The following is a 12730-nucleotide window of genomic DNA, read 5'->3' as shown; positions in this document are numbered from 1 at the left end:
CTCGTGCGGCTGTTCCTCGGTCGAAGCAAAACGGTCAGTGAGTCGATTGCGCGACCGGCTGCCGACCCTGGAACGCCAGCGAAAAACAGAAAAAAATCGCTAACGCAAACGCTGCCGGAAACAACCAGATGCTATTCCAGTCGTGGCCTTGCGCCAAGGCGTAACGATCAGTCACCTGCCCCGCTACCCAGAAACCAATCAACATGCCCAAGCCGTAGGTCGCCAGGGTAATCAGGCCCTGAGCCGAACTTCTGAAACGCTCGGAGGCTTTGGCGTCGGTGTAGATCTGGCCCGAAACAAAGAAGAAGTCGTAGCAAATGCCGTGCAGAGCAATACCGGTGAACAGCATGAACACCAGATCAGCATTGTTGCCGTAGGCGAACAGCAGGTAGCGCAAGGCCCACGCCAGCATCCCCACCAGCAGCGCGATTTTGATCCCGAAACGCTGAATGAACAGCGGCAGAAGCAACATGAACAACACTTCGGAGACCTGACCGATGGCCATTTTCGCGGTGGGGTTGGCCACGCCAATTTCCGCCAGAAACGGATTGGCATTCTGGTAATAAAACGCCAACGGAATGCAGATCAGAATGGAGGCAATGAAAAACACCAGATAGCTGCGGTCCTTGAGCAAGCCCAAAGCGTCGAGCCCAAGCATTTGCTTGAGGCCACCGCTACCCGGTTCAGGCGGCAGTGGTGCGGTGCGCGGCAAGGTAAAGCTGTAGATACCCAGCGCGAGAGACGCAATCGCCGACATCAAAAAGGTATTGCGCAGCCCACCGGAGGAAATCGCCGCCTGGGAGTCCCAGGCAAACACAAAACTGATCACCACCCCGGCCACAATCCAACCGATGGTGCCCCACACGCGTATGCGGGAAAACTCCAGGGCCGGATCGCTCATCTGCCGGAACGCCACGGAATTTACCAAGGCCAGGGTCGGCATGTAGATGATCATGTACGCCAGGACAAACGGATAAAATGCGCTGAAATCCGGCGCTCGGTACAGCTGGTACAACAAAACGGCGCCGATCAGATGCAGCACGGCGAGGATGCGCTCGGCATTGAAGAAACGGTCGGCGATCAGGCCAATCACGAAGGGCGCAATGATCGCGCCCCAGGATTGTGTGGAGAACGCCATGCCGATCTGCCCGCCGCTGGCGCCCAGGTTGCTGGCGAGGAAGGTCCCGAGGGTGACGAACCATCCACCCCAGATAAAGAACTGCAGGAACATCATTGCGCTTAATCGCGCGGTCATCGTGGTCATAACAGTTACCTTCTTATTGTTTTTTTGGGGGGGAGAAACAGGCCAGGCAAGGCGCTATTCAGGCTCGGGCAAGCCCAGCAATCGCCGATTGAAGCCCTCGTCGGACGACACGCTGGCGAAATCGTCGAAGGCTTTTCGGGTCTTGCTGATCATGTGCTTCTCGATGAACGCCGCCCCTTCTGCTGCGCCTTGGGCCGAATCCTTCAGGCAACACTCCCACTCCAGCACCGCCCAGCCGGTGAAGTCGTATTGGGTCAGTTTGCTGAAGATCGATTTGAAGTCGATCTGGCCATCGCCCAGAGAACGGAAGCGTCCCGGCCGCTCGACCCAGCCCTGATAACCGCCATAGACACCCGAACGAGCATCCGGCCGAAACTCGGCGTCCTTGACGTGGAACATGCGGATTCGCTCGTGGTAGCGATCAATGAAACCCAGGTAGTCCATTTGCTGCAGGAGCAGATGACTCGGGTCATAAAGGATGGCCGCGCGTGGATGATGATTGATCGCCTCCAGGAAACGCTCGAACGAGGCGCCGTCGTGCAGGTCTTCGCCAGGATGGATCTCGTAGCACAGGTCGATACCCGCCTCTTCGAAGCAGTCAAGAATCGGCAGCCAGCGCTTGGCCAGTTCGGCAAAACCTTGCTCGACCAAGCCGCTCGGCCGCTGCGGCCAAGGGTAGATATAGGGCCAGAGCAATGCGCCAGAAAACGTCGCGTGGGCTGTCAAACCCAGGCGTTGACTGGCACGCGCGGCGAGCTTCAACTGCTCGATGGCCCATTCGGTGCGCGCCTGGGGCTGACCGCGCAAATGGGCCGGCGCGAAGTCATCGAACAGTTGATCGAACGCCGGATGCACGGCCACCAGCTGACCTTGCAAGTGGGTCGACAACTCACTGATCTCCACGCCAGCGTGCGCGCAGACCGATTTCAGTTCGTCGCAGTAATCCTGGCTTTCGGCGGCGCGTTTCAGGTCGATGAACTGATTGCCGAGGGTCGGCAGTTGAATGGCTTTGTATCCTTGCGATGCCGCCCATTGGGCAATGTTGGCCAAGGTATCGAAAGGCGCTTCTGCGGACATGAACTGGGCGAGGAAAATCCCCGGACCACGCATGCCGGTACCGGTTTGAGAAGTGTCGTTCATGCAAGTCTCCAGATTCATGGGGTGCAGGCCAGTTCGGTCCACTTCGCGTCACCGCGATGGTTGGCGATGACGGCCTCGATGAAGGCCATGCCACGCAGACCAACCGTGATTCCGGGGACGCCGGGGGCATCGCTACCCTCGATGTCACCGCGAATGGCGCTGGCAAGATCGCCGTAAAGGTTGGCCATGGCTTCGAGATAGCCTTCCGGGTGCCCGGCGGGCAGGCGCATGCGCCGGCTTGCGGCGTCGCACAACCAGGGCTGGCCCACGCCGGAACGCAACACGCGCATTGGCTGATCGAGGGCGCGATGTATCAGGCTGGCGGGCTCTTCCTGACGCCATTCCAGTCCGCCCTTGTCGCCGTAAACGCGGATTTTCAGCGGATTCTCCTCACCTGCGCAGACCTGGCTGGCGATCAGCACGCCGCTGGCGCCCTCGGCCATCTTGAACAACATCGAGGCGTCATCGTCCAGTTGTCGCCCGGCGATATGCACGCCCAACAGGGCGCACAGCTGCTGGATGGGTTGATCGGCGACAAACTCCGCCAGTGAGAAAGCATGAGTGCCAATATCACCAATGCAGCCGCCCGCGCCGGACAGCTCGGGCTGATCACGCCAGGCGGCCTGCTTGTTGCCTTGCCCCGCCACGTCCTGGCTGAGCCAGCCCTGGGGATATTCGACAATCACTTTGCGCACCGCGCCAATAACGCCGCTGCGCACCATCTCCCGCGCCTGCCAGACCATCGGGTAGCCAAGGTAGGTGTGCGCCAGACCGTAGAGACGGTTGCTGTCCTCGACCACTTCTTTGAGAGCGAGCAATTCGGCCAGATTCAGCGCTGCGGGTTTCTCGCTGAACACATGGAAACCCGCAGTCAGTGCCCGGCTGGCCACCGGCGCGTGCAAATGATTGGGGGTGACGATCACCACCAATTCCATGCGCTGCTCGGCGGGCAACCCACGCTCGGCGTCGAGCATGTGCTGCCAGTCGCTGTAGCAGCGCGCAGCTGGCAGGCCGAGCGCCGCACCGGTGTTCTGATTGTTCTGCGCGTCGCGGCTGAAGGCACCGCAGACCAGCTCAAAACGCCCGTCGAGCCCGGCCGCCTGACGGTGGGCTACACCGATAAAGGCGCCCTCGCCACCGCCGACGAATCCGATTCTTATTTTTGGCACTGCAAGGTTCATCGCATCTCTTCTCTGTGTGGCTCTGTGTGAGGCAGTTTCCGGCTTGGACATGATCCAGATGTAACCGGTTACATAAAGATGGAAATCTAGTCCCGGTTGCACGAGGTGTCAAATCCCGGATTAAAATCCACAGACATTTCAGGGCACGCCCGACCTGCGGTAAGCTCGCCGACCGCGCTGTTCGATAACGAGGTGGTCTTGTCCAATATCCGTGAAGTAGCCCGGCTTGCCGGCGTCTCAGTGGCCACGGTGTCCAGAACACTGAAGTCGCCTGAGCGCGTACTCCCCGATACCCGGGACAAGGTCAACGCTGCCGTGGAAAAGGCCGGTTACCGGCCGAACCTGATGGCCGTGCAATTTCGCTCGCGCCGAACCGGCAACCTGGTGATTCTGGTGCCGACCATCGCTAACGTATTTTTTGCTCGGGTGATCAGTGGCGCGCAACAGGCTGCGCAAGCCGCCGGGTATCGCCTGCTGTTGTGCGACACCCAGGGCCGCGAAGAAATCGAACGAGAATTCGCCGAACTGGTTTACGCCCATCAAGCCGATGGCGTGATCCAGTTGCGCGCCTATGACCCTTTTGCAGCGCCCTTCCCCACCGCCGAGTTGCCACCCATCGTCAACGCCTGCGAGGTGATTCAAGGTGGCCGCCATCCAACGATCAGCCTCGACAACCGCGCCGCAGCCAGGGCGATGACCGAGCATCTGATTGAGCTGGGCCATCGTCGCATTGGCCTGATCAAGGGCCCGAAAAGCAGCCCGTTGACCCGTGATCGAGTGGCGGGCTATCAGGATGCATTGCAGCAGGCCGGAATCGCCTCCGATCCCGCGCTGATCTGTCACGGCGATTTCACTTTGCAGGCCGGTCTCGACGGCGCGGCAGCGATGCTCAATCTGCCCGAGCGCCCTACCGCGCTGTTTTGCGAAAACGATGAGATGGCTATCGGCGCGCTGAAACAAATAAAAAAACAGGGCTTGCGGGTCCCCGAGGATGTCTCATTGGTGGGTTTCGACGACATCCCCTTCGCAGCCTACTGCGACCCGCCGCTGACGACCATCGCCCAACCCGCCGAAGCCTTCGGCCAGAAAGCCGTTGAGATGCTGATCACCTTGATCGAGAAGAAATCGCTTGCCCAGCGTCATGTGGTTCTGCCGTTTGAGTTGGCGTTGCGCAACAGCACGGCCGCACCGGTCGACCCACAATCCTGACTGAGCCCACGAGTTGCAGGCCGGACCTGCAAGAGACCCGTGGCGCTAGAGTTGCAACGCCACATCGGCCAGATCGACACCGCACATTGCCGCGAGAACTTGTACCGCCAGGATGTGATCCTCGCGCTGTGGCAGTCCGGAAACCGTGACGACGCCGATACAGTCCCCACCAGTCAATTTCAGCGGGAAGCTGCCGCCATGGCAGGCATAGTCACGCGGCGACAGCCCCATCGAGACCTCCAGCGCGACACCCTCCTCCTCGGCTGACAAACCGACGCCATAGGAGCTGCGGCCCATCATTTCCACGACGTTTCGCTTGCGTCGTGCCCAGTCGGTATTTTCCGCAGCGGTACCTGGCATTGCATAGAAAAATACGGTTTCCCGACCGAGCCGGATTTCAATAGTCGTGAACACGCCTGCTTCCTCGCAGGCGATTTTCAAACGCTGTCCCAAATCCCACGCCGCGCTCTTGTCGAACGCCCGAAAGCGCAGCACCTGCTCCTGATACGCGATACGTTGAAGGTCTTCCTGGCGTTTCGTGTTCATCTGCTGAGCACCTGTTCAAAATGGCTGACGTCGAAGGGATCTCATCGTATCAACAATCCTGAGTAACGAGCCGCTCGTGAGCGGGCGATGTTCACGCCGAACAGCCACCCGTAGGCCTGCGGCGAGATGGGGTAATACTCGATGTCGGCGAACGGTGTACCGACGATGAAGGCATAAGCATCGGCAATAGAAAAATCCGCCGGAAAGGGCATACCCCATCGCACACCATAGCGCGCGAAAGCACCGACTTCTTTCGATCAGGGCCAAAACGGCGCATGCACTACTGAGCTCAATTCATAAGCAAACCAAGACCGGTTGTGAAGTCCCAAGTGGTATTGGTTCGGATCTCCTGAAATTTCGGCGCCGGCAAGAGAATCTCTGCATAACTCATGAACCTCTTTCATAAGCGCTTACAGAGCTCACCGTCTAGTCGCTCCTGCAACCGGTCTCTATAGTCCGTGAAGATCGAAACGCGCGATGACCGCTGCCACGCCGTCACAGGAGAACGACCATGAAGAAACGTACGCTTGGAAAGAGCACTCTCGAAGTTTCCGCCCTCGGCCTGGGCTGCATGGGCCTGAGCCACGGCTACGGCCCGGCCACGGATACCCAGCAGGCAGTCTCTCTCATTCGAGCCGCCGTCGACCGCGGCGTGACCTTCTTCGATACCGCCGAGGTTTACGGGCCGTACCTGAACGAAGACGTGGTCGGTGAAGCGCTGGCTCCGGTAAGAGATCAGGTGGTGATCGCCACCAAATTCGGTTTCACCTTCGGCGACGACAACAAGCAGCAAATCCTTAACAGTCGGCCCGAGCATATCCGCTGGGCGGTCGAAGGTTCGCTCAAGCGCCTGCGCACCGACGTGATCGACTTGCTGTACCAGCACCGGGTTGATCCCGACGTACCGATCGAGGACGTGGCCGGGACCGTCAAGGATCTGATCGCCGAAGGCAAGGTCAAGCACTTCGGACTGTCCGAAGCCGGCGTCCAGACCATCCGCCGCGCTCACGCGGTGCAACCGGTGACTGCCCTGCAAAGCGAATACTCGTTGTGGTGGCGCGAACCTGAGGCGGAAATCCTGCCAACGCTGGAAGAACTCGGGATCGGCTTTGTGCCCTTCAGCCCTTTGGGCAAAGGCTTCCTGACCGGGGCCATCAAGGAAGGCACGACGTTCGGCGCTGACGATTTTCGCAGCAAGGTACCGCGTTTCTCGCCAGAAGCGCTGCGCGCCAACCAGGCGCTGGTGGGCCTGCTCGGACAGATCGCCAAGGACAAAGGCGTGACACCTGCACAGATTGCCCTGGCGTGGCTGCTGGCCCAGAAACCCTGGATCGTTCCGATTCCGGGCACGACCAGGCTGCATCGTCTCGAAGAGAACCTCGGCGCGGCCACCGTGTCGCTGTCCGACGCAGAATTGAGCAAGATCATCGCGGCCCTGCATGATGTGAGGATTCAGGGCGAACGTTATCCCGCCGAGCTGCAGTCGCGCGTCGGGCGTTAACCGGAGGCGTGTATGACAACGCAGCACGATCCGATCCGGCGCTTGCTCATGGCAGCGTTGGCCTCTCTTCCGTTGAGCGGGATGGCGGCCCCGGCCACTCAGGGCGGCTACGGGCTTGGCAACAATCAGTCCGCGATTGCCAGCCACGCGCCGAAGGCCCGGTTGCTCAAAGGGCTGGTGATGGAGGCCAATCAGGAACGGCGCACCATGGACAGCGTGACGGACTGGCTCAAAGGCGTGAAGGTCAGCAGCTGAACAATGAGCGCGGGGCTTAAACGCTATTGTTTTCGTCTCGATACGCAGCTCTCAATACACCGCTGTCGTTACAAAAAAAGGAGCAAAACCATGAACACCCGAAAGCTCGGAAAAGCCGGTCTGGAAGTTTCTGCCCTCGGTTTAGGCTGCATGGGCATGACCGCCATGTACGGCCCTGCTGCCGACCAGCAGGAAATGATAAAGCTGATCCGTAGCGCGCATGATCGTGGTGTCACCCTGTTCGATACAGCTGAGGCCTACGGACCGTTCTTCAATGAAGAACTGGTCGGCGAAGCCCTGCAACCGATCCGCGACCAGGTGGTTATCGCCACCAAGTTCGGCTTCGATATCGACCTGCAGACTGGCGCGCGCAGCGGCGGCACCAACAGCCGTCCTGAACACATAAAAGCCGTGGTGGAGGCCAGCCTCAAACGCCTGCGCACCGATCACATCGACCTGCTCTACCAGCACCGCGTCGATCCCGCCGTGCCGATCGAAGACGTGGCAGGTGCCGTGAAAGAGTTGATCGCCGAGGGCAAGGTCAAGCACTTCGGCCTTTCGGAGGCGGGCGTGCAAACCATCCGCCGTGCCCATGCAGTGCAGCCGGTGACAGCCGTACAAAGCGAGTATTCGTTGTTCTGGCGCGGGCCGGAGCTCGAATTGCTGCCCGTGCTTGAGGAACTGGGGATTGGCTTCGTCCCGTTCAGCCCGCTTGGGGCCGGTTTCCTGACCGGCAAGATCAACGCGGACACTCAGTTCGATCCGACGGATTTTCGCAACCACGTCCCGCGCTTCTCTGCCCAGGCGCGCAAGACCAACATGGCACTGGTGGAAGTCCTCAAGTCTGTCGCCGATCGCAAGGGTGCCACGCCAGCCCAGATTGCCCTGGCGTGGCTGCTCGCCCGCAAACCCTGGATCGTCCCGATCCCCGGCACCACCAAACTGCACCGTCTGGAGGAAAACCTGGGTGCCATCGACCTGCAACTGACGGCACAGGACCTTGGCGTGATTGGCGAAGAGGTATCGAAGATCAAGGTGCTGGGCGAACGCCTCCCCGAGGCCGCGCTGAAGATGACTGACCTCTGAGACAGAAGCCGCTCCCGGCTGCGATTGTCGGGAGCGCGCCATCAGGAGTTTGGTTCGTTAGTGATAAGCTGGCATCATTCCGGAACTTACAAGCCGGGTTGAAGATATGAACCGTCGCAAAAAGATACAGCAGCTATTGAAAGCTCACGCCAAAAAGGCCAGTGCCAAACTGGCACCGGCAGGCAAGTCTAAATACGTCAGTAAAGCTGACCGTTTGAAACTGGCCGCTGAATCGAGTCACGACGAAATCACTTCCTGACCCTGCCAAGGTCGAGCGCTGAGATGAGCCCGCATGGGCTCTCGCCTACAACCTCAGGCCGACCACCATCCAACGCTCACTTGCGCACGTTCTGGTACAGCATCAGCCGAGAGGTTTCGTGCATGCCGCGCGTCAGCTCGGACAGGCGCTTGAACTCGGTCGGGTGTTGCGCGGCGACGTTATCCAGCGGCGTCGGTGAAGCCAGGTCGTGCAGCGTTGGCGAGCTGCCGTCATGTTCCATTTGCACCATGTAGTGTTGCGTGACACCGGCGATCAGCGGGAACGTCCCTTCACGCAAGACCAGCGGCACCACACGCTCACCTTCCGGCGCGGGCTGCTGAATGTCGCGTCCCAGGCCGCTGTTGCGAAACTCAAGCCCAGCCATGCCCGCAACCGTAGGCAGCAAGTCCACCAGACCAACCGCTTCCTTGACATTGCGTACCCCAAGCAAAGCGGGCGCGTGGATGATCATCGGCACCGCGTTGCTTTCCAGGCCCAGTTGCTCGTAAGCCGGAGCCAGGAACGGGATCTGCGCGATGCGCGTGTTGTGGTCGCCAAACAGAACGAAGATGGTGTTCTCGTAGTAACCGCCTTTTTTGGCGATTTCCATCAAGCGCCCGATGTTGAAATCCAGCAGGCGCACGGCGTTGTACTGCTCGACACTGCGAGAGCCTGCAGCCTGCACTTCAGCCAGGGTCGGATGCTTGACCTCAAACCCATCGTTGGTTTTCGGAATCGTGAACGGACGGTGGTTGCCAGCCGTCTGCACATAGGCAAAGAACGGTTTGTCCTTAGGCAGCGCTTGCAAAATCCGGTCGGTTTCCTTGAACAGGTCCAGATCTGAAATACCCCAGACATCCACCACCGGCGATTTCCAGTCGCGCTCTTCGAACAGGCGCACGCCATCGATACTTTGCCGGATCAGAGCATTCATGTTCGCCCAGCCGGAATTGCCACCAATGGTGTAGATCTTCTCGTAGCCGTTGAAGGCATTGATCAGTGTGTGCTGGCGGGTAATGAGTGGGTTACGCGTGGCCGTCTCCTGGCGGGTGACGTCCGGCACACCGGAAATGCTCGCCCAGACGGTTTTTGCGGTGCCTGTCACCGGCACGTAAAAGTGCTCGAAGAACCAGCTTTGGCTGGCAAGTCGGTCGATGTTCGGCGTGGGGTTGATCGGGTTGCCGTATGCGCCGACCGCGCTGGTGCCCAGGGACTCAAGCATGACGAACATCACATTCGGTGGCCGGCCGCCCGCGACTTTGTAGGGCTGCGGCGCTTGGTGCCGAACGAAGTCGAGCGTCTGCGCATCTGGCTGGTCGACGCCCAGGTAATTGGCCATCACTGGGTAATGTTCACGCACCTGCGCTTCGTCGTAACGCGACTGGCCGACCTTGACCGTGTCATAGAGGAAAATCACCGGATTCAAACCCAGGGCAGCAATCTGGTTGTTGCCGGAGAAAAATGCATCGCTCCAGCGCAGCGGCACCGGATTCTCAAGGTTCATGTTTTCGACGCGGCCCAGAACACCGACCAGCATCAGGACCACCATCACCGCACCACCCCAGGTTGCAGACACTGGATGAATGATCCTGCGGGGACGGTCCAGAGTGACGCGTTCGAGCCTCACCAGGACCCGTGTCATCAGTGCGACTGTCAGCAGCCAACCGAGGGCAATCCAGATGACCGGGTAGGTTTGCCAGACCATGTCGCGGGAGATCTGCGCATCTTCGAGAAAACGCAGAACGGTGGCGTTGATTCTCACGCCCAGGTACGCGTAATGACCCAGGTCGATGATGTAGATCAGCAGGATAAAACCCAGGGCTGCGCACAAATAACCTCGCGCCAGCCAGCGAAGCACACGGCTGCCGATCAGGTTCCAGCGAGGTATGTACGCCAGCACCGCCACCGGCAGCATGACCAGAATGGCCAGGCGCAGGTCGAAGCGTAAGCCGATGCCCAGGGTTTCCAGGACTGCACTTTGCTCGCTCAACGCATGGGCGTCGAAACCGGAAAAGCCAAAGAAAAACACCATCCTCAGCACAGCAAACAGCGCAAATAGCAGTGCTGTTGCGCCTAGCCAATAATGCAAGCGTCTCGCGTGCAACCAACCCATCCCTGCTCCCCTGTTAAAAAACGTCGTGAATCTCAAGTTGACTCGACAGCAAGCGCCGAATCGCGCGGGCGTCTGAAATGGCGGTACACCCAGAGCACGCCACGCAGCAGCAATGCCAGGCAGCAAAACAGACCGAGCAGCGGATCAACCAGGTAGTCCCAGTAATTTTGCGAAGGCTTTATCCCGACGCTGAAGGCCAGCGTGGCGCTGGCGAGCATCACTACCGCCAAGCCGTTGCGCAGGTAAAACAGGCCCAGCGTGATCACTGCAAAAACCATCAGCATGGGGCGCGGGCTGTAGCCAAAACGATAAGGGTCCAGATGACTCAAACCCAGGGTTGCGGGGTACAGCACCAAGGCCATCGCGGCGAAAAGGATCAATACGCCGGTAACAGAACGACGCGCAGGCGGCAGCAAATCCAGCTTGCGCAAACAGCCCCACAGCATCAACACCATTGAAGTGGCGGCAAGGTCATCGATATAGCTGCGCAGATAAGTTGCCAACGACAAACTGTCCAGCACGATGAAACTGCATGCCAGCAAAGCGAACAGCAGGACGACACGCAGGGGCTTGTTCAGGCCGAACGAAGGCAGCAACAGAAAGATGAGCATGGCGAAACTGACGTGCGCCTGCCACAGATTGATCAATTGATACGCTCGGACAGCCACGCATCGTTGAAGGTGACGTGCTTGATGAAAGTGTTGTTCCAGGAATAAACCACGTGATACATCCCGTCGGGGCTGCGGATGAAATACGGATACTCATATTCGAATTCACACCCACGGGTCGTGCACACCCGTGTGTCGAGGTTGCTCAGGAACTTTGCCTCAAGCGGCAGACGCAGCGCGCCGCTGGAGCCGCGAAACTGATCGCCGATGATTTCCTTGTAGGCCTCCGGTGAAAACGGATTGCCCTCAGGATCGGGGGATTTGTCCAGGTCGCGTAGCGATCGCCAGTCATCCATTTTTGCGTCGGTGCCATAAAGGCTCAGCTTGAAACGCCCGTCCCGCAGGTCGTTGAGCGCGACCAGCAGGCCGTGCTCAGGCGTGACAATGGCCGCCAGTGAAGAGTTGGGATTGGAGGGCGAAAGCGGATAAGGCTCACTCCAGGTTTGCCCGGCGTCTTCGGTGCGCGTTGCCAGGACGCGGTGATGAGTGTTGCCGGCATAACGAAGCAACGCGATGCCGCGCTGTCCATCCAGCGGAACCACTGTGGGTTGCAGCGAATTATTGCCGTGACTGATCCGGAATTTGTCGATCACGTCGCCGTCGGCGCTGAGGTACAGGTATTCAGCAAACTTGCCCAGAAACTCGTGGTAAACCGGCAAGCCAATGGAACCGTCCGCGTGGAAGACGGGGGCCGAGCGCACCAGCGTGCTGATGTTCAAGAACGGTGAAGTGATCAGCTGGCGCGGTTCGGACCACTGGCGGCCGAAGTCGTCCGACACCATCACGTTGACGGCGCTGCCTGCCCAGCCGCCCATGGACACCGACACGTAGAACAACCACAGGCGGTTGTCCGGCGCCAATGCGACCACCGGATTGCCCAGCTTGCGAATGTACTTTTGCGTCCCGCGCTGGGTCGAATCCCGCGTCGCCAGTACCTGCTCGGCACCCCACTCGCCGGAGCTGACGTCAAAGCGCGCCGAGCGAACCTCTACATCGGCTGCACCTTCGCGCGAGCCAGCGAACCAGACGCTCATCAAGCTGCCATCCGGCAAGGCGGTGACCGCCGAGGAATGCACGAAATCCACCAGCCCGGAAGAGGCGAAGCGGCTGGTGTAAATGGGCTTGGCAACCTGGCCAGCTACCGCCATCACCGGGTTCATCAGGGCAAAGGACGAGTGGATATTGCCGGGATGGGTGAACCACGCGGCCGCAAAGAGGCAGGTCAGTGCAAAATAGACACTGAGGGCCGGAATACTGGGGAAGTGGATGCGCATATGTGGGTTCTGTGCATCTCGGGGCCCGATCAAGCGCCGTAAACTAACACTGCACGTTACAAACGCAGCATGGAACTCGTCGTTTATATGTAAGCAATTGTTTGCCGCACTAGCCAGACGTGTTGCGGGCGTCCTGACGAATGCCTCTTCGACCGACGGTGAGTCTATCAGCCTCCCAATCGGCTGACCGGCTGATGCCAAATCCGCCGCACACTGACATCAGGCATGAAAAAT

General features: G+C 59.5%; 13 protein-coding genes. 5 read left to right on the top strand and 8 right to left on the bottom strand.

The window, feature by feature from the left end; genetic code table 11:
- Window positions 1-34: 34 nt before the first annotated feature.
- Genes ACP7E4_RS11090 through ACP7E4_RS11080 form a run of 3 tightly spaced genes read right to left on the bottom strand, consistent with a single transcriptional unit; the run spans window position 35 to window position 3585 of the window.
- A complete protein-coding gene (locus ACP7E4_RS11090; RefSeq protein WP_426114750.1) occupies window positions 35-1264 on the bottom strand; it encodes a nucleoside permease in 1230 nt (409 codons plus the stop codon).
- A 54-nt stretch (window positions 1265-1318) separates the two neighbouring features.
- The gene (locus ACP7E4_RS11085) at window positions 1319-2404 is read right to left on the bottom strand and encodes a sugar phosphate isomerase/epimerase family protein (RefSeq protein WP_426114753.1); all 1086 of its coding nucleotides are present in this window, start codon (window positions 2402-2404) and stop codon (window positions 1319-1321) included.
- Window positions 2405-2418: 14 nt separating this feature from the next.
- A complete protein-coding gene (locus ACP7E4_RS11080; RefSeq protein ID WP_426114755.1) occupies window positions 2419-3585 on the bottom strand; it encodes a Gfo/Idh/MocA family protein in 1167 nt (388 codons plus the stop codon).
- A 198-nt stretch (window positions 3586-3783) separates the two neighbouring features.
- On the opposite strand from ACP7E4_RS11080, the gene ACP7E4_RS11075 reads away from it, so the two are divergent.
- Window positions 3784-4794 carry a LacI family DNA-binding transcriptional regulator gene (locus ACP7E4_RS11075; protein WP_426114757.1) on the top strand — a complete coding sequence of 337 codons (1011 nt, stop codon included), beginning with the start codon at window positions 3784-3786 and terminating at the stop codon, window positions 4792-4794.
- Between the two features lie 45 nt (window positions 4795-4839).
- Here ACP7E4_RS11075 and ACP7E4_RS11070 read toward each other — a convergent pair whose 3' ends face one another.
- Window positions 4840-5340 (bottom strand): heme-degrading domain-containing protein, encoded by a 501-nt coding sequence (locus ACP7E4_RS11070; RefSeq protein WP_426114759.1) that lies wholly within the window; start codon window positions 5338-5340, stop codon window positions 4840-4842.
- 41 nt (window positions 5341-5381) lie between these two features.
- Window positions 5382-5552: a hypothetical protein gene (locus ACP7E4_RS11065; RefSeq protein WP_426114761.1), complete on the bottom strand. Its 171-nt coding sequence runs from the start codon at window positions 5550-5552 to the stop codon at window positions 5382-5384.
- Window positions 5553-5851: 299 nt separating this feature from the next.
- Here ACP7E4_RS11065 and ACP7E4_RS11060 point away from each other — a divergent pair, with 299 nt between their 5' ends.
- From ACP7E4_RS11060 to ACP7E4_RS11045, 4 genes are all read left to right on the top strand, one after another.
- Window positions 5852-6841, top strand: coding sequence for an aldo/keto reductase (locus ACP7E4_RS11060; protein ID WP_426114763.1), 990 nt, complete (start codon window positions 5852-5854; stop codon window positions 6839-6841).
- A gap of 12 nt (window positions 6842-6853) precedes the next feature.
- Entirely contained in the window at window positions 6854-7096 is a 243-nt protein-coding gene (locus ACP7E4_RS11055) for a hypothetical protein (RefSeq protein ID WP_426114765.1), read from the top strand.
- 90 nt (window positions 7097-7186) lie between these two features.
- Entirely contained in the window at window positions 7187-8182 is a 996-nt protein-coding gene (locus tag ACP7E4_RS11050; RefSeq protein WP_426114767.1) for an aldo/keto reductase, read from the top strand.
- A gap of 106 nt (window positions 8183-8288) precedes the next feature.
- Window positions 8289-8441 carry a DUF2986 domain-containing protein gene (locus ACP7E4_RS11045; protein ID WP_426114769.1) on the top strand — a complete coding sequence of 51 codons (153 nt, stop codon included), beginning with the start codon at window positions 8289-8291 and terminating at the stop codon, window positions 8439-8441.
- 76 nt (window positions 8442-8517) lie between these two features.
- Here ACP7E4_RS11045 and ACP7E4_RS11040 read toward each other — a convergent pair whose 3' ends face one another.
- Genes ACP7E4_RS11040 through ACP7E4_RS11030 form a run of 3 tightly spaced genes read right to left on the bottom strand, consistent with a single transcriptional unit; the run spans window position 8518 to window position 12496 of the window.
- On the bottom strand, window positions 8518-10554 hold the full coding sequence (locus ACP7E4_RS11040; protein ID WP_426114771.1) for an LTA synthase family protein: 2037 nt from the start codon (window positions 10552-10554) through the stop codon (window positions 8518-8520).
- 32 nt (window positions 10555-10586) lie between these two features.
- On the bottom strand, window positions 10587-11201 hold the full coding sequence (locus ACP7E4_RS11035; protein WP_426114773.1) for a hypothetical protein: 615 nt from the start codon (window positions 11199-11201) through the stop codon (window positions 10587-10589).
- The gene (locus ACP7E4_RS11030) at window positions 11198-12496 is read right to left on the bottom strand and encodes a sialidase family protein (protein WP_426114775.1); all 1299 of its coding nucleotides are present in this window, start codon (window positions 12494-12496) and stop codon (window positions 11198-11200) included. The genes ACP7E4_RS11035 and ACP7E4_RS11030 overlap by 4 nt, the downstream gene beginning before the upstream one ends.
- Window positions 12497-12730 lie beyond the last annotated feature (234 nt).

The organism is Pseudomonas sp. DSP3-2-3 (genome assembly GCF_049898225.1).
Lineage (GTDB): Bacteria > Pseudomonadota > Gammaproteobacteria > Pseudomonadales > Pseudomonadaceae > Aquipseudomonas.
The sequence above is the reverse complement of the archived record's forward strand: the minus strand, read 5'-3'. Positions and strand labels throughout refer to the sequence as shown.